The organism is Caballeronia sp. HLA56 (genome assembly GCF_054655155.1).
Window position 1 is genome coordinate 960,417 of sequence record NZ_BAAHOB010000002.1, and the last position, 15,761, is coordinate 976,177.

Consider the following 15,761-nt stretch of genomic DNA (forward strand, 5'->3'; position numbering starts at 1 on the left):
GAAGGTCACCGGAACACGTACACAGTCCGCGCCCGCGCCGAAACCTCACATCACCTTATCCAACGTGATTGGCAGATCCCGAACCCGCTTGCCCGTGGCATTGAAAACCGCATTCGCCACGGCCGCACCCACGCCCGTGATACCGATCTCGCCGACGCCACGCGCGCCCATCGGCGTGTGCGGATCGGCTTCATCGTTCCAGATGACATCGATTCTCGGGACATCGAGATGAACTGGGACATGGTAATCGGCAAGCGATGGATTGATCACGCGGCCGCTTCTCTCGTCGAATTGAGTCTCTTCCATGAGCGCAAGGCCGAGTCCCATGATGATGCCGCCGCGAAACTGGCTTGCAGCCGTCTTGGCATTGATGATGCGGCCGCAATCGAACGAACCGAGAAAACGGCTCACGCGAATCTCGCCGGTGACGACGTTCACACACACCTCGCAGAAGAGCGCGCTATGGCTGTGCATCGACCAGTGCTGCAATTCGAAAGGCATCGGGGCTTCGGCCTCCACGGTCACTTCATCGCGCTGACCGCGAGCGAGTATGGCGCCGTAGCGTTCGTGCCGGGTTTCGTCGTCGAGCGCGCAAAGGCCGCCGTCGTGGCCGCCAACGTCGTCGGGCAAAAGACCGGACAGCGGCGAACTGTTGCCCGCAAGACGGAGCAGTTCCTTCACGAGCTTGTGATGCGCCGCGATCACCGCAGCGCCAATGGCCGCCGTCTGCTGCGAACCGCCCGCGAGCACCGCGCCTGGCAAGTGTGAATCGGCGTACTTGAACTCGATGTCCTCCATGGCGAGTCCAAGGCGTTCGGCCACGATTTGCGTCTGCGCGGTCGACGTTCCCATGCCCATTTCGTGCGCGGCGATGCTGACGGTCGCACGCCCCGCGCTATTGAGCGTGATGCGCGCCGCACCGCCGGGCATCCGATAGTACGGATACGTTCCCGTTGCGCAGCCCACGCCAACGAGCCAGTCGCCGTCGCGGCGTGCGCCCGGCTCGCCGCGCTCGGCCCAACCGAATCGTTCACGGCCGGTCTTCCATGCCTCGACGATTCCGCGCTGGGAAAATGGCAGTCCCGTCGTCGGGTCTTTCTCCGGCTCGTTCTTGAGTCGCAACTCGATAGGGTCCATGCCCATGGCGTGCGCGAGTTCGTCGATGCCGCTTTCGAGCCCGAAGGTGCCGACCGCCTCGCCGGGCGCGCGCATGAACGTATTGGCCGTCATGTTCATCTTGACGGTCTCGACATCGAGCAGAAAACTGCGCGACGCATATGCGCTCTTTGCCGGCAAGATGAACGGCTCGGGCATGTTGTTATGCGGCGTCATGGCGACCGTGCCGGTATGAATCAACGCGTCCAGGGTTCCATCAGCCTGGGCACCGAGCGCCACGCGTTGCTCGGTGAGCGTGCGTCCACCGACGATGCGATATACGCCCTCGCGCGTCAACATGATCCGCACCGGACGTCTCACGAGTTTCGATGCAGCCGCGGCCAAAACCTGGTGTTGCCAGATGGTTTTGGAACCGAATCCGCCGCCGACATACGGTGACGTGACATGCACGTCCTTCTCGTCGATGCCGAACACCTGCGCAATGGTCCACGCTTCGTGCGCGACCGCCTGCACGGTATCGTGGATACGCAGCGTCTCGTCCTTCCAATAGAGCGTCGCCGCATGCAACTCGATTGGATTGTGATTGTGACGCGGCGTCGTGTAGCGCACGTCGATCTTGTGCGGCGCGGCGGCGAGCATTGCCTCGGCATCCTTGATCTCGAGCTTGAGCGGCTCGCCCTGAAACACGCCCGGCTCCGAGCCGTGCGCCTTCGCTGCCGCCAAGGACGTCACCGCATCGCCTGAGGTCTCGTACGTCACCTGTATCAGCGACTGCGCGTGGTCCGCCTGCTCTTGCGTTTCGGCCAGCACGAGCGCAACCGGTTGACCGTTCCAGTGAACCTGATCGTCCTGCATGATCGGCACATCGTCGCCACCTGCGGCCTTGGGCTTCGTCATGAACGCGGGCATCGGCTTCAGACGCGGCGCGTTCTTGTACGTCATCACGAGCACGACGCCCGGCGCGGCGTCCGCCGCCGACGTATCGATCTGCACGATGCGGCCGCGCGCTATCGATGCGTACTTGAGTGCCGCGTACGTCATGCCATCGACTGGAAACTCGGCCGAGAAAGTCGCCTGACCGGACACCTTCAACGGTCCGTCGATACGGCTAACCGGTGCGCCGATCAGCCCGTGCTTGTGAAGGATCAAAGGGTCCGGCTTGCCGCCGGGAATGAAGCTATCGGGTGCGAGGGCGATGGCTTTTTTCATGACCGCCTGCGCGGCGTCCTTGAGGATAGGCATTAGCGGATCTCCTTGCGAGCGGTCAGTTTGACCAGTGTGTCGGCAATCACGCGCTGACCCAGTTCGATCTTGAAGGCGTTGTCGCGAAGACCTCGAGCGGACGCAAATTCCGCCGCTGCGGCAGCGCGAAACGCGGCTTCGGTCGCGGGTCCATCCTTGAGCGCCGCTTCGAGCGCGAAGGCGCGCCACGGCTTGTGCGCGACACCGCCCAGGGCGACTTTCACCTCCTTGACCATGCCGCCCTGCACGTCGAGAACCGCCGCCACGGAAACGAGCGCGAAGGCATAGGAAGATCGATCACGGACTTTGCGATAGGCGGATCGGCCCGCCGATTCAGGCGGCAACGTAACAGCCGTAATCAGTTCGCCTGCCTCGAGCACCGTTTCGATGTTCGGTGTGTCGCCGGGCAGGACGTGAAGATCGATCAGGGGAATACGTCGCGCGCCATTGAGGCCTTCGACTTCCACGTTCGCGCCGAGTACGGCGAGCGCTACCGCCATGTCCGAGGGATGCGTGGCCGCGCACGCGGAGGACGCGCCGAAGATGGCGTGCATGCGGTTGAATCCGTCCATTGCATCGCAGCCCGAACCCGGCTCGCGCTTGTTGCAGCGGGCGGCATCATCGTAAAAGTAGCCGCAGCGGGTGCGTTGCAGGAGATTGCCGCCGACCGTTGCCATGTTGCGAATCTGCGCGGAAGCGCCTGCAAGGATGGCCTCGGACAATAGCGGGTAGCGTTCGCGCACGCGCCGGTCAGCGGCCACGGCGGTGTTCTTTACGCCGGCGCCGATTCTCAGGCCGCCGTCATTTGTGTCGTCGATGGCGCATGAGAGGCCCGTGATATCGATCAGCATCGTCGGATGCTCGATCGTCTCTCGCATCAGATCGACGAGATTGGTGCCGCCGCCTAGGTACTTTGCATCCGAACGGGCGCCGGACGTCAGCGCCGCCTGCTGATCCAGGGCGCGTTCATAGGAGAAGGGATTCATTGTTCGACCCCTTGCTCGACGGACTCTTTCTGCGTCTGAACCTTTCCGAACGTGATCTGAATGGCGTCGACGATACCGTTATACGCACCGCAGCGGCACAGGTTTCCGCTCATCCGTTCGCGCAGTTCCGCATCGGTCAGTGAGAAGCCTTCCGCACTCACGTCCTCGCTGACATAGCTCGGCACGCCGCCTCTCAACTCCTTTTCCATTCCGATAGCCGAACAGATTTGACCGGGCGTACAGTAGCCGCACTGAAAACCGTCATGCTCGACGAAGGCTTCCTGAAGTGGATGAAGCGCCCCCGGTGCGCCAAGTCCCTCGACGCTGGTGATCTCGCGGTCCTGATATTGAACGGCCAACGCGAGGCAACTGTTGATGCGCGTGCCATCGACCAGCACCGTGCAAGCGCCACATGCGCCTTGATTACAGCCTTTCTTAGCGCCGAAAAGATGGAGATGTTCACGCAGCAGATCGAGCAGCGACGTTCTTGGATCGAAGTCCAGGTCGACTGCCTTGCCGTTGATAACGAAATGCATGATTGCTCCCGTTGAATTAGAGCTCGCGCCAAGAGGCGGTGTACTGGCTGTTGAAGCGAAATGAGATGCGCCCGGCGACCCACGTCAGGTTTGCCTGGACCATTAGGCAAGCGCTGGTTCTTCGTCGATTGGAACTGTTTGATCAGACGCGTCTTTCGGCAAGACCTCGACTGTTGAAATTCCGAACGACGCTTGAGACGCCTTATAGCAATTCGTGGACCTCATCTGTCGCAGCGGTGCTTAGGCCCTAGGAAACAACCAGTCGCCTTCGCCAGACGCTTGGCGGATTTTGTCCTCATCCTGACCGCAAGCATTCTCGATTCCCGCAAAAAGCCCGCTTATGATGGGACTTTCCCAATCAAGGAGCGTCAAAAATGTCCGCCACCCTCCCCCGCTCGGCGCTGATCATCATCGACGTACAGGAATCGTTTCGTCAGACCGCCGACTGGTCGGATGCCGATCTGCCTGCTTTCAAAAGCGCCATCCTCCGCTTGGACCGTGGCGCGCGCGAAGCCGGCATTCCGGTCGTCCACATCTTTCACATCGGCAAGGCTGGTCCGTTCACCAAGGAATCCGGCTTTGTCGTGCCGCAGGATTGGTTGCCGGGCGCGCCCTCCGTGGTCTTCGAAAAACACACGCACAACGCGTTCACCGATACCGGCCTCGATCTCTGGTTGCGTCGCCGGCAGATCGATCATCTCGTCATCACCGGCATCCGCACCGAGCAATGCTGCGAAACCACGACGCGCGTAGCCTCCGACATCGGCTATACGGTCGACTATGTGACCGACGCCACGCTCACCTTCCCGATGACTCACGCGACGAGCGGACGCGTCTATTCGCCGGCAGAAATCAAGGCGCACACGGAACTGGTCTTGCAGAATCGCTTTGCACGCATCGCCAGCGTCGACGATGCGCTCGCCAATTGGCAAACGTCACGCGCGGCATGAAGCCCGCGACATCCGTATGGTTCGTGCTGACGCCCTCCGTGCTGATGCTCGATTATGCGGGCCCCGCCGAGGCTTTTCGCATGGCGGCCGAATCCGGCGCTTCGTTCGACTTGCATCACTGCGGCCCATTGCCTCGCGTCGCGACCTCCATCGGCACGTTTGTCGACGGCCTCGAACCGCTGCCCGACAAGCTGCCGCCGAATAGCCTCGTCATGGTCGTCGGCACCACGGAATCGCCCGAGCCCGGCACGAGCGCGCCCTTCGATGCGGTCACGCATTGGCTGCGAACCGCGCCGCGCGACGACACGCGCATCGCCAGCATTTGTTCCGGCGCCGTGCTGCTCGCGCGCGCGGGCTTGCTCGCCGGGCGCCGCTGCACCACGCACTTTGCGTTAATCGATCTGCTCAAGCGCGAGGAACCCACGGCGCGCGTGCAGGACGACTGCCTGTTCGTCGATGACACCGACGTGCTGACGAGCGCCGGCATCACGGCGGGCATCGACTTGGCGCTTCATGTGATCGAGCAGATCGCGGGGGCGGAACTGGCTGCGTCAGTGGCACGACGTCAGGTGATGTACCAGCGCCGCGCGGGAGACGAATCGCAGCTGTCGCCGTGGCTTGCGCATCGCAATCACATGCATCCGGCGGTGCACCGGGCGCAGGACGTCATCGCGCGGGACCCCGCGCGCGCCTGGAGCGTGGCCGAGCTTGCGCAGGCCGCGCACGTGAGCTCGCGGCATTTGAGCCGGTTGTTCGCGGAGCATGCGGGCGTCACCGTGCTGGCGTATCAGCAAAGTCTTCGCGTGGCTCGCGCGCAAAGATTGCTGACGAGCCCGGAGCTGTCGATAGAACGCGTGGCCGAGCAATCGGGGTTCGCGTCGGTACGCGACTTTCGCCGTGTCTGGAGGCGATATCACGATACGGCACCGCGCGAGTATCGGAGTGCAAGCGCCGTCTGAGCGGCGCGTCGAACTACCGCTCGCTGCGCGACGGACCGCTTTCTGTAATCACGCCCACAGATCGCAACGGCTCCGCGATGCACAATCGATCCGGAAAACGCGGCGCCATTCGGCGCCCACCGCGTGCACGGAGGAGCAATGGGTTGGAAGAGTCTGCTGACGGAATTGCCGGTCTGGACGATTGGACGCTTGAACCCGGCACGGCATGATCCGCATCGCGACGTGCCGCGCGAAATCCTCGTGCTGCGCCCGAACGATTTCGGTGAATTGCTGACCACCACGCCGATCTTCGAGGCGCTCAAGAAGCGTTTTCCGACGACGCGCCTTGTCGCGGGCATCGGCGGTTGGGGGCGGCCGATTCTGGAAAACAATCCGTTCATCGACGAGATCGTCGAGATCGATGCGCCTTGGAACAACAAGCTCGTCCAGGACCGTTCACCGCGTAACGTCCTGCGCTTTCTACTGTCGTCGCCTCAAGTCGCCGCGCTGCGCAGGCGTGGCGGCTTCGATGTCGGCATCGACGTGCTCGGCAGCTACATGGGCGCGCTTTTGATGATGCGCTTAGGCGTGCGCTACCGCATCGGCGTGCGCGGCTATCGCGGCGGTCACAGCGGATGCCAGGAATTTATCGACTTCGCGCGTCGCCAAAGTGGACGCGCCGCGCTTGCGCAGGCCGAACTGCTGGGCGCGACCGATCTGCCCGAAGCGCGGCCGCAACTCTTTCTTACCGCGGATGAGCGCGCGCAGGCCGCGAACGTCTGGCGCGCCGCCGAGTCTGGCAATCGCACGGTGCGCGTGCTGGTCGGCATCGGGGCAGGCGTGCCGACCAAGGTCTGGGACCCAAAACAGGTCGGCGCGGCGCTCGCGCGGGTTGCGTCGGCGCTCAACCGAACCGACGACGCCTGCGACATCCTGATCGTGGGCAGCGCCGCCGACAAGGCGCGCGCCGCCGAAGCGATCGCCGCCGCCGGTCCGGGCGTGCCGGTTCGTTCGGTGGCGGGAACGTTGTCGATGCGAACGGTTTTCGCGCTTGCCGACTCGGCGGATGTCGTGCTGACGAACTCTTCCATGCTCATGCACGTGGCGGCCGCGTTTCGTCGGCCGACGGTCGCGGTGATCGGCGGCAGCATCACGAGGCCGAACGTTCACGACGCGATCTGGGGCTATCCGGAACAGTATCGGAGTGTCTCGCCGGATAGCTATGTCGAACGTGCACCGGATAAAAACTGGCCTTCTGTCGACCGGGTCGTCGAGGCAGTACTGGACTCCGTGCGCGAGCGGCGCCCTGCTGCAACGCAGAGCTGAACTTCGCCAGCGATAACGCCGCGCCGCCTACGGACGGCGGCGCATGAGAATCTCGGCGTCGCCTCGGCACCTCATTTCAAAGGGTAAATCCCGATCCAATCAGCGACCGGAAGGACGCTCGCATCTTTTATACTCGGTTTCGATTTGGCGAAACTCTTTTCGAACATACGAAATTGAAGCCGACTGACCGTGCTCTAAGCATCTTCGAGGCATTCGAAGCCGCATGCCGCCCGATGACGCTGTCGGAACTCGCATCGGCGTCGGGCATGCCGGTCAGCACCAGTCACGGCATCGTGAAAGTGCTGACCGAGCGCGGCTATCTCTACGTCACCGGGCGTCGCAAAGACTTGTTTCCAACGCGGCGGCTGCTCGACATGGCGCTCGAGATCGCCTCGCACGACCCGTTTCTCGAACGCATCGAGCCGTCGTTGCTGGCGTTGCGCAAGGCCACGCAAGAGACCGTGATCATTGGCAAACGTCAGGGCGATCACATCGTCTATCTCGCCGTGTACGAAGGTCCGCAGACCATTCGATACAGCGCGCCGGCCGGTGCGCTCAAACCGCTCTACTCGACGTCGATCGGCAAGGCGATGCTCGGTCAACTCGACGATGCAACGCTTTCCGACTGGCTCGCGCGCACGACGCTCGCGCCGGTCACCGCGCACACTTTGACCGCTGCAAACGCGTTGATGGCCGACCTCGTGGAGTCGAAGCAACGCGGCTTTTTTCTCACGCGCGGTGAAAGCGTGAGCGATGTCTTCGCACTTGCCATGCCCGTGCATGTGAACCGGGAAGTGCTCGGCATCGCGGTCGCGGGGCCACGGTATCGGATGGAAGGCGCGCTCGACGGCATCGCGGCGCGCATACGCGCGGCTATCGGCGAGATTCAGGAAGAACAGACGCGCTAAAACGATGGTTCGATAAATAGAAAATCAGGAGACGGAAGATGCAGGCAAAGCGCTGGACCCGCATGTTCACCGCCATGTTCGCGCTCGCCGCGATATCGACAGCGGCACACGCCGACGACGTCGTGACGCTCAAGATGGCGCATCAATGGCCCGACGACCCGAACGATTATGTGGTGCAGACCGGCAAGAAGTTCGCGCAGCAGGTCGAGCAGAAGTCGGGCGGCAAGATACACATCAACATCTTTCCGGCCGAGTCGCTCGTCAAATCGCTGAACACCCACACGGCCTTGAAGAACGGCAGCGCCGATCTCGCAATCTATCCGTACATCTATTCGGCGGGCGCGATCCCGCAGATGAACCTCATCCTCCTGCCGGGCCTCTGGAAAACGCCCGAGGACGTCTTCAAATTCCGCACCTCCGCGCCCTGGAAAGAACTCGAAGCGAAGATAGAAGCATATGGCTTCAAGACGCTCTGCTGGATTCAAATCTCGGGCGGCATGGCATCCAAGTCCAAGCCCATCAACGTGCCTGCGGATCTGCCGCAGCAGAAGGTGCGCGGCGCCGGAAAGATGATGGAGGCGGCCTTGCAGAGCGCTGGCGCGAGTACCGTGTCGATGGCGTCGTCGGAAACCTATAGCGCGATGCAACTCGGCTTGCTCGATGGCTTGTGGACGTCGTCCGGCACCTTCGGTTCGTATCGGCTTTACGAAGTGGCGAAGTACTACAACTCGCCCGAGGACTACAGCATCTACTACACGATCGAGCCGATCGCGATCAGCATGAAGACGTGGAACAAGCTCACGCCCGAGCAGCAAAAGATCATGACGGACGTGGGTCGAAGCCTCGAGCAGAGCGCGTTCGAAGGGGCGAAAGCGGACGATCGCCGCGTCGCGCAACTTTTTGCGAGCCATAACGCGAAGATCCACAAGATGACGCTCGATGAGTGGAACCAGTGGCAGACCTTGTTCCAGAAAGTCAGCTTCATTAAGTTCCGCGCCGAAGTGCCCGACGGCGGACGTCTGCTCGATCAGAGCACGGCGTTCTACAAATAAGAGGCCGCGATGCGCCACGCATTGGACCGCTTCTCGCGCGGGCTCGACGCTTTTTGCCGGGGCGTCGCGTTGTCCGTCGGCGCGGCGGTCATCGCGACAGTGCTCGTCATTTCGTATGGCGTGCTCGCGCGCGAAGCGCTGCATCTTTCCGATGTCTGGGTCACGGAGGTCACGACTTACCTCATGGCCTACATGACCTTCGTGGGCACCGCGGCGCTGGCGTGGCAAGGCCGGCATCTCAAGGTCGACGTTCTCAGCGCACATCTCGGCGAACGTGGCAAGCGCGCGCTCGCGTTCATATCGACGGCCATCGTCACGGCGGTCGCGTTCGCGCTCGCATGCCTCGCATTCGACTTCTGGTGGGAGGCGTACACGAGCGGTGAACGTTCGTGGGGCATGTTCTCGCTCTCGCTGTGGATTCCTTATTCGGGCTTCTTCGCGGGCATGCTGCTTTTGTGCATCGCGCAGATCGTACGCTTGCTGACCATCGTATTCGCACGCGAACCGGCAGGCCGTGAAGTCGCCATCGACGACATGCTGCTCGGGAGAGAAGAATGAATCAGCTCGTCATCGGTGCGGGGATGTTCGGCGGCTTGCTCGCGGTGTTGTCGATGGGCGTGCCCATTGCGTTCGCGTTGCTGTTTGTCGCCCTCGCCTCGCTGTTCGTCACGGGCGGCGGATGGGATGCACTGAGTCTCGTACCGAGCACGTACTGGGGATCGGTTGCCACCTTCACGCTGACTTCCGTGCCGATGTTCATGTTCATGGGCGCGATCGTCTCCGCGTCGGGCATGGGCGCGCGTCTTTATGCGGCGCTGGCGACGATCCTCGACGGCGTGCCCGGCGGCCTCGCCGTCGCGACGACGCTTGCATGCGGCGTGATGGCGGCCGTATCCGGTTCGAGCGTGGCGACGGCGGCGGCCATCGGCGGCTTCGCTGTGTCGGAGATGCGCCGGCACCGCGTTCCCGAAGCGCGTGCATGCGGCGCGGTCGCGGCCGGCGGCACACTCGGCATTCTGTTACCGCCGAGCATACCGTTGATCGTGTATAGCGTGATCGCGGAGCAAAGTATCGGCAAACTGTTCGTCGCGACACTCATCCCCGGCGCGATCATGGCTTCTGCTTTCGGCATCTATCAGATACTGCTCGCCATGCGCGATCGTGCGCGCGGCAGCGAGAGCGAAAGGCGCACGCGGCCGCTCGCGAGCATGCGCGAACGTGTCGTCGCATTGAAAGACGTCGGCCCGTTCGCTCTGTTGATTCTCATCATTCTCGGCTCGCTGTATCGCGGGCTTGCAACGCCTCAGGAAGCGGCGTCGCTCGGTATCGTCGCAAGTCTGGTGCTTGCGGGCGTCGTGTACCGGGAGCTTTCGTGGAGCAAATTCCGGCAGATCCTGATCAGCGCGGCCCAAAGCAGCGTGATGATCCTCGCGGTGATTTCATCGGCCATCGTGTTCGGCTATGTGATGACGACGAGCCAGGTTGCGGCGTCGCTCACGCAAACCGTCGCGGGCGCGCACGTCGAACCGTGGGTGCTGTTCGTGAGCATCAACGTGTTGCTGATCTTTCTCGGCTGCTTCATGGAGACGATCGCGATCATCGTCGTGACCATGCCCGTGCTCGTGCCGGTCGTGGAGGCGTATCACTGGAATCTGATCTGGTTCGGCGTGGTCGTCGTCATCAACATGGAGATGGCGCTCATCCATCCGCCGGTGGGACTCAACCTCTTTGTCGTGCAGAGCGTCGCGCCCGATGTCCCGTTGCGACGGATCGTGCTCGGCACGTTGCCTTATGTGTTCATCATGATGGGCGTTCTTGCGCTCATCGGTATTTTTCCTTCGCTTTCGACAATGCTGCTCGGCGCGAACTGACACACGCCCGGCTTCGAGGAGTTCGCATGGACATTCGCAAAGTGGCGGGCGCGCTGGGCGCCGAAATCTCCGGTATCGATCTGTCGCGGGGCGTGACGCGCGAACAAGCGAGCGTTTTGCGCGCGGCGCTCAACGAGCATCTCGTCATCTTTCTGCGTGACCAGAACCTCGCTCCCCGGCAGTTCCTGGATTTTGCGGAGGCGATGGGCGAGCCTATCGAATATCCCTTTGTGAAGAGCCTCGAAGGTTTTCCGACCATCATCGAAGTCAAGAAACTGGAAACGGAACGCGTGAATTTCGGCGGCATCTGGCATTCGGACACGACTTATCTCGACGTGCCGCCCATGGGCTCGATGCTGCTCTCGCGCGAGATTCCGCCCTATGGCGGCGACACCCTGTTCGCGAACCAGCAGCTTGCGTACGACGCGTTGTCCGACACCATGAAGCGGCTGCTCGAAGGACTGAAGGGCATCAGTTCATCGGCCAAGGCGGATGTGTCGCGTACCCGGGAGGATCGCATTCGAACGGACGGCGCGGGCAAGAAGCCGGACGATTTCGTGGCGAAGCATCCCGTCGTGCGCACGCATCCGGAAACGGGACGCAAGGGGCTTTACGTGAACATTGCGCATACGGTCGGCATCGACGGCATGACCACCGACGAAAGCGCGCCGCTGCTCGACTTCCTGTTTCGACATCAGGTGAAACCGGAGTTCACGTGCCGGTTCGTCTGGTCGAACAACGCGATTGCGTTCTGGGACAATCGCGCGGCTCAGCATAATCCGGTGAACGATTATCACGGGTTTCGGCGGGTGATGCAGCGGATCACGCTCAAGGGGGACGTGCCGCGATGAGGGGGGCGACGTGGGATTGGCTCGAGTTTGTAAGGCGCGCTCAGCCAACGTATGCCGCTTCAGCGCATCCTTCAATATCGGTGCGCAAACAAAACAACGCCCCTGCAAGCGGTTGCGTCTCGAGCGCTTCCACGGACAACTTACGCGTACCGCTCGTCACAAAAAGCGTACGCATATCCGGCCCGCCGAACGTGCAGCTTGCTGGCTGCGTGACCGGCATCGGCACGACGCGGTCGATGCGTCCATCGGGCGCGTATCGCTTGACGACACCGCCGCCATATTGCGCGCTCCACAGGTAGCCATGACGATCGACGGTTGCGCCATCGGGAATTCCCGTGTCGCGGTCGAGCCGCGCAAATAGACGTCGCTCGCCCGGCATGCCCGTCGAAACATCGAATGGAAACGCCCAGATCACGGGCTCGATGCCGTCCGCAAAGTACATCGTCCCGCCGTCCGGCGAGAAGCACAGGCTGTTGGGCACGGCTACGCGTTCGATCACGCGCGTATAACGCCCCGCTTCGAAGCGATACAGCGCGCCCACCGGCGTGCGTCCAATGTCATCCATCGAGCCGACCCAGAATCGTCCCTGTCTATCGCACTTGCCATCGTTGAAGCGCATTTGTGGCTGGCTTGCGTGCGGCGCGTCGAAACGTTCAATGGCGCCGCTCGCCGGATCGAAGAACGCGATGGCCGAGCGTAGCGCCACGATTAATCCGAGCCGCGACGCGCATGGCGCGATCGAGCCTACGAGTTCGGGCATGGTCCAGGTTTGCGTGTGGTCGTCGCCCCATTTGCGGCGGCGGATCAGATGGCTGCGGATGTCGACCCAATACAGCGCCTGTTCTTCGACCGACCAGTACGCAGACTCCCCGAGTACATCGCGCGTATTGCCGACACATTCCAGCTCGCTCAATGGGCGATCTCCTCCAGCGCTCGGCCCGTGACACGCGGACCGAGCCACGCCACCGTCGTGGCGATGATCGCCATTGCACCGCCGATGAACGCAAACACGCCAGCCTGCCCGAATTCACGCAGGAAAAAGGCGATGAAGAAGCCTGCGAATATCGAACTCAACCGGCTCCACGAGAACACGAAGCCGACCGCGCGAGCGCGCATCCAGGTTGGAAACAGTTCCGACTGGTAGGCATGCACGATGGTGGACATCCAGTTGACGACAAGCGTCTGCAGGCATCCAACCATAATGAGCCAGCCCGGCGCGTTCAGCATGGCGAAGATCGCGCCGATGATCGCCACGGATATCACACTGCACACGAGCTGCCATTTGCGCTCGAAGCGGTCGATCACGAGCATAACGAGAAGCGGCGCGACCGGATAGGTCAACACGATGAGAAACGTGTATTCGAGACTTCGCGTGACAAGAATGCCCTTCGCTATCAGAAGCGTTGGAATCCAACTCACGAAGCCGTAATAGCCGATGGTCTGGCAGAAGTTCACGATCATCAACATGATGGTGCGCGTGCGGTAAACCGGCCCGAACATTTCGGCGATACGCCCTTCCGGATGTACCGTGCCAACGGCCTTTTCAGGTTCGGGCAACGCTTGGCCGTACTCCTTTTGCACCTTCGCTTCGATAACCGAAAGCACGCGGTCGGCCTCGGCGAGCCGCCCATGTTGCGCGAGCCAGCGCGGCGACTCGGGCAAGCGGCGCCGCAAGAACAGCACGAGCACCGCGCCGAACGAGCCGAAAAGAATCACCCAGCGCCAGCCATCGAAGCCGAACGGTCTCGTCGGCACGAACATCCACGCTAGAAAGGCCACGAGCGGCGCGCTGATTTGCGCCAGCCCGTAGAACAACGCGAATGCTTTGCCGCGCGCACCGCGGGGCGCGAGTTCGGAGATGTAGGTGTCGATCGTGATCATCTCGACTCCGATGCCTATACCGCCTATCAGCCGCCATATCTCGAGACCGTGCACCGAGCCCTGAAACGCCAAAATGAACGTCGTGACGCTATACCAGATCATCGAGCCGAGAAAGACCACCCGCCGCCCGAAGCGATCGGCGATATAGCTGAAACAGATCGTACCGATGAACAGCCCGAGGAACAGCGACCCGAGAAAGGCTGCAAGACCGTTGAGATCGAAGAACGATGCAGTGGTCGAAGTCAGCAGCTTGCTCTGGAACAAACCCGGCGCGATATAACCCGTGAAATAGATATCGTATTGTTCGAAGAGACCGCCCGCTGCGATCAGCATCAAGAGCGTCCACATGTGCCGGGTCATCGGCAGCCGGTCGAGCCTGCCGTTGATGGTGCCGGATACGACCTTCGGGTCTACGGAATCCATTGGCTGCTCCGCAAGGGCGTCGATGCGCGTACTCACCGCGCGATGTCGTCGAGCGCCAGCCCCGTGGTGCGCGGCCCGAAGAGCGCCACCGCCACGACGACGATCGCCATCGCGGCGAAGATGAAGGCGAATACGCCCGGCACGCCGAACTCGCGCAAAAAGAACGCGATGAAAAAGCCCACGAAGATCGACGACAGCCGGCTCCACGAATACACGAAGCCCACCGCGCCCGCTCGCATGCGCGTCGGGAACAACTCGGCCTGGTAGGTATGCACGATAGTCGACAGCCAATTGACCACGAGCGTCTGCACGATCCCCACCGCGATGAGCCAGCCCGGCGCCTTGAGCATCGAGAAGATCACGCCGATCACGGCCACCGAGATCGCACTGCACACGAGCTGCCATTTGCGCTCGAAGCGGTCAGCCACCAGCATGACGATGAATGGTGCGATTGGATAAAGCAGCACGATCAGGAAAGTGTATTCGAGGCTGCGCGTCACCATGATGCCCTTGGCGATGAGCAGCGTCGGAATCCAGCTGACGAAGCCGTAGTAACCAATCGTTTGAAAGAAGTTCACGACCACGAGCATCAGCGTGCGACCGCGATAGCGCGGGCTGAATGCCTCGCGCAACGTGCCTTCCTGCTCCTCGGCTTCGGGCGCGTCGGCCGGTGGCGGCAGGTCCTTGCCGTAGTCACGGCGAACGCGGGTTTCGATCATCTGCATGACGCGTTCAGCCTCGTCGAGGCGACCTTTCTGCACGAGCCAGCGCGGCGATTCCGGCAGACGCAATTGCAGATACCACACGAGCAGCGCGCCCACCGATCCGAGCGCGATCACCCAGCGCCAGCCCTCGAAACCCAGCGGGGAAATCGGCACCAGCACCCACGCAAGGAACGCGATCAGCGGCGCGCAAATCTGCGCCACGCCATATACAAGCCCGAACGCCATGCCGCGTGCGTGTCGCGGCGTCAATTCGGAGACGTAGGAATCGATCGTCACGTACTGCACGCCGACGCCGATGCCGCAAATCACACGCCACACGTTCAGTCCTAGCGCCGTATCCTGAAACGCGATGAAGACCGTCGCAATGCAATACCACAGCATGGATGCGGCGAAGACGCGGCGCCGGCCGAATCGGTCAGCGAGACTGCCGAAGCAGATCGTGCCAATGAAAAGCCCGATGAACAGCGACGCCAGAAAGCCGGCGAGACCGTTCATCGCGAAGAAAGTGGGCGTGGTCGCCGTGAGGATGCCCGAGCGGAACAAGCCCGGCGCGATATAGCCCGCGAAGTACACATCGTAGAGTTCGAAGAAGCCGCCGAGTGCGACGAGGGTGAGGAGCTTCCACAGCGTGGCGGTCATTGGCAACCGGTCGAAGCGTGCGGTCACGCCGCCTGCCGTGATGACGCGCGCCGGATAATCCGCGCTGTCGAGCGACCCGGCGACATCGGCGCCGATGGCCCTGTTCGGGGTGTTCATCCTCTTCTCCTCCTGTGCAGCCGGCTGAATGCCGAAGGCGCATCGTACCGGTCGTGAATATCGGGGATACTAACTATTCGATGAGGACGGTGTGGAATTGCTGGCTTGGTTCGCATTGTCTGTCGCTAGCTTGTCCGGGCCGCTGTCTCCTTTCGATTAGCCCAGTCTAGTGACGCATGGAGCGGCCCACAATACTTGAT

14 protein-coding genes are annotated in these 15,761 nt (G+C 62.1%); 8 read left to right on the top strand and 6 right to left on the bottom strand.

Annotation, left to right across the window (positions count from 1 at the left end; translation table 11 throughout):
* Positions 1-45: 45 nt before the first annotated feature.
* From ACYQ47_RS10760 to ACYQ47_RS10770, 3 genes are read right to left on the bottom strand one after another with little or no spacing between them, the layout of a single operon-like run.
* Positions 46-2,358, bottom strand: a complete 2,313-nt coding sequence (locus ACYQ47_RS10760; RefSeq protein ID WP_459905369.1) for a xanthine dehydrogenase family protein molybdopterin-binding subunit — start codon at positions 2,356-2,358, stop codon at positions 46-48.
* Positions 2,358-3,344, bottom strand: coding sequence for an FAD binding domain-containing protein (locus tag ACYQ47_RS10765; RefSeq protein WP_459905370.1), 987 nt, complete (start codon positions 3,342-3,344; stop codon positions 2,358-2,360). Before ACYQ47_RS10765 ends, ACYQ47_RS10760 begins: the two co-directional genes overlap by 1 nt.
* A complete protein-coding gene (locus ACYQ47_RS10770) occupies positions 3,341-3,880 on the bottom strand; it encodes a 2Fe-2S iron-sulfur cluster-binding protein (RefSeq protein ID WP_250468302.1) in 540 nt (179 codons plus the stop codon). Before ACYQ47_RS10770 ends, ACYQ47_RS10765 begins: the two co-directional genes overlap by 4 nt.
* A gap of 374 nt (positions 3,881-4,254) precedes the next feature.
* Here ACYQ47_RS10770 and ACYQ47_RS10775 point away from each other — a divergent pair, with 374 nt between their 5' ends.
* The 8 genes from ACYQ47_RS10775 (at position 4,255) to ACYQ47_RS10810 (ending at position 11,776) form a co-directional block, all read left to right on the top strand.
* On the top strand, positions 4,255-4,830 hold the full coding sequence (locus ACYQ47_RS10775; RefSeq protein WP_250468301.1) for an isochorismatase family protein: 576 nt from the start codon (positions 4,255-4,257) through the stop codon (positions 4,828-4,830).
* Positions 4,827-5,789, top strand: a complete 963-nt coding sequence (locus ACYQ47_RS10780; protein WP_310392238.1) for a GlxA family transcriptional regulator — start codon at positions 4,827-4,829, stop codon at positions 5,787-5,789. The genes ACYQ47_RS10775 and ACYQ47_RS10780 overlap by 4 nt, the downstream gene beginning before the upstream one ends.
* A gap of 138 nt (positions 5,790-5,927) precedes the next feature.
* On the top strand, positions 5,928-7,094 hold the full coding sequence (locus ACYQ47_RS10785) for a glycosyltransferase family 9 protein (protein ID WP_459905371.1): 1,167 nt from the start codon (positions 5,928-5,930) through the stop codon (positions 7,092-7,094).
* A gap of 173 nt (positions 7,095-7,267) precedes the next feature.
* On the top strand, positions 7,268-8,002 hold the full coding sequence (locus tag ACYQ47_RS10790; RefSeq protein WP_459905372.1) for an IclR family transcriptional regulator: 735 nt from the start codon (positions 7,268-7,270) through the stop codon (positions 8,000-8,002).
* A 38-nt stretch (positions 8,003-8,040) separates the two neighbouring features.
* Positions 8,041-9,054 carry a TRAP transporter substrate-binding protein DctP gene (gene dctP, locus ACYQ47_RS10795; RefSeq protein WP_309845572.1) on the top strand — a complete coding sequence of 338 codons (1,014 nt, stop codon included), beginning with the start codon at positions 8,041-8,043 and terminating at the stop codon, positions 9,052-9,054.
* A 9-nt stretch (positions 9,055-9,063) separates the two neighbouring features.
* Positions 9,064-9,612: a TRAP transporter small permease gene (locus ACYQ47_RS10800; protein ID WP_244830391.1), complete on the top strand. Its 549-nt coding sequence runs from the start codon at positions 9,064-9,066 to the stop codon at positions 9,610-9,612.
* On the top strand, positions 9,609-10,925 hold the full coding sequence (locus ACYQ47_RS10805; RefSeq protein ID WP_244830392.1) for a TRAP transporter large permease: 1,317 nt from the start codon (positions 9,609-9,611) through the stop codon (positions 10,923-10,925). Before ACYQ47_RS10800 ends, ACYQ47_RS10805 begins: the two co-directional genes overlap by 4 nt.
* A 26-nt stretch (positions 10,926-10,951) precedes the next feature.
* Entirely contained in the window at positions 10,952-11,776 is an 825-nt protein-coding gene (locus ACYQ47_RS10810) for a TauD/TfdA dioxygenase family protein (RefSeq protein WP_244830393.1), read from the top strand.
* A gap of 40 nt (positions 11,777-11,816) precedes the next feature.
* Here the strand turns inward: ACYQ47_RS10810 and ACYQ47_RS10815 are convergent, their stop codons facing one another.
* Genes ACYQ47_RS10815 through ACYQ47_RS10825 form a run of 3 tightly spaced genes read right to left on the bottom strand, consistent with a single transcriptional unit; the run spans position 11,817 to position 15,561 of the window.
* The gene (locus ACYQ47_RS10815) at positions 11,817-12,689 is read right to left on the bottom strand and encodes an SMP-30/gluconolactonase/LRE family protein (RefSeq protein ID WP_459905373.1); all 873 of its coding nucleotides are present in this window, start codon (positions 12,687-12,689) and stop codon (positions 11,817-11,819) included.
* Entirely contained in the window at positions 12,686-14,080 is a 1,395-nt protein-coding gene (locus tag ACYQ47_RS10820) for an MFS transporter (RefSeq protein WP_459905374.1), read from the bottom strand. Before ACYQ47_RS10820 ends, ACYQ47_RS10815 begins: the two co-directional genes overlap by 4 nt.
* Positions 14,081-14,112: 32 nt before the next feature.
* Positions 14,113-15,561, bottom strand: a complete 1,449-nt coding sequence (locus ACYQ47_RS10825; RefSeq protein ID WP_459905375.1) for an MFS transporter — start codon at positions 15,559-15,561, stop codon at positions 14,113-14,115.
* Positions 15,562-15,761 lie beyond the last annotated feature (200 nt).

Bases quoted from the DNA above. Each gene is read 5' to 3' on its own strand.
- ACYQ47_RS10760 (WP_459905369.1), bottom strand. From the start codon at position 2,358: ATGCCTATCCTCAAGGACGCCGCGCAGGCGGTCATGAAAAAAGCCATC.
- ACYQ47_RS10765 (WP_459905370.1), bottom strand. From the start codon at position 3,344: ATGAATCCCTTCTCCTATGAACGCGCCCTGGATCAGCAGGCGGCGCTG.
- ACYQ47_RS10770 (WP_250468302.1), bottom strand. From the start codon at position 3,880: ATGCATTTCGTTATCAACGGCAAGGCAGTCGACCTGGACTTCGATCCA.
- ACYQ47_RS10775 (WP_250468301.1), top strand. From the start codon at position 4,255: ATGTCCGCCACCCTCCCCCGCTCGGCGCTGATCATCATCGACGTACAG.
- ACYQ47_RS10780 (WP_310392238.1), top strand. From the start codon at position 4,827: ATGAAGCCCGCGACATCCGTATGGTTCGTGCTGACGCCCTCCGTGCTG.
- ACYQ47_RS10785 (WP_459905371.1), top strand. From the start codon at position 5,928: ATGGGTTGGAAGAGTCTGCTGACGGAATTGCCGGTCTGGACGATTGGA.
- dctP (WP_309845572.1), top strand. From the start codon at position 8,041: ATGCAGGCAAAGCGCTGGACCCGCATGTTCACCGCCATGTTCGCGCTC.
- ACYQ47_RS10800 (WP_244830391.1), top strand. From the start codon at position 9,064: ATGCGCCACGCATTGGACCGCTTCTCGCGCGGGCTCGACGCTTTTTGC.
- ACYQ47_RS10805 (WP_244830392.1), top strand. From the start codon at position 9,609: ATGAATCAGCTCGTCATCGGTGCGGGGATGTTCGGCGGCTTGCTCGCG.
- ACYQ47_RS10810 (WP_244830393.1), top strand. From the start codon at position 10,952: ATGGACATTCGCAAAGTGGCGGGCGCGCTGGGCGCCGAAATCTCCGGT.
- ACYQ47_RS10820 (WP_459905374.1), bottom strand. From the start codon at position 14,080: ATGGATTCCGTAGACCCGAAGGTCGTATCCGGCACCATCAACGGCAGG.
- ACYQ47_RS10825 (WP_459905375.1), bottom strand. From the start codon at position 15,561: ATGAACACCCCGAACAGGGCCATCGGCGCCGATGTCGCCGGGTCGCTC.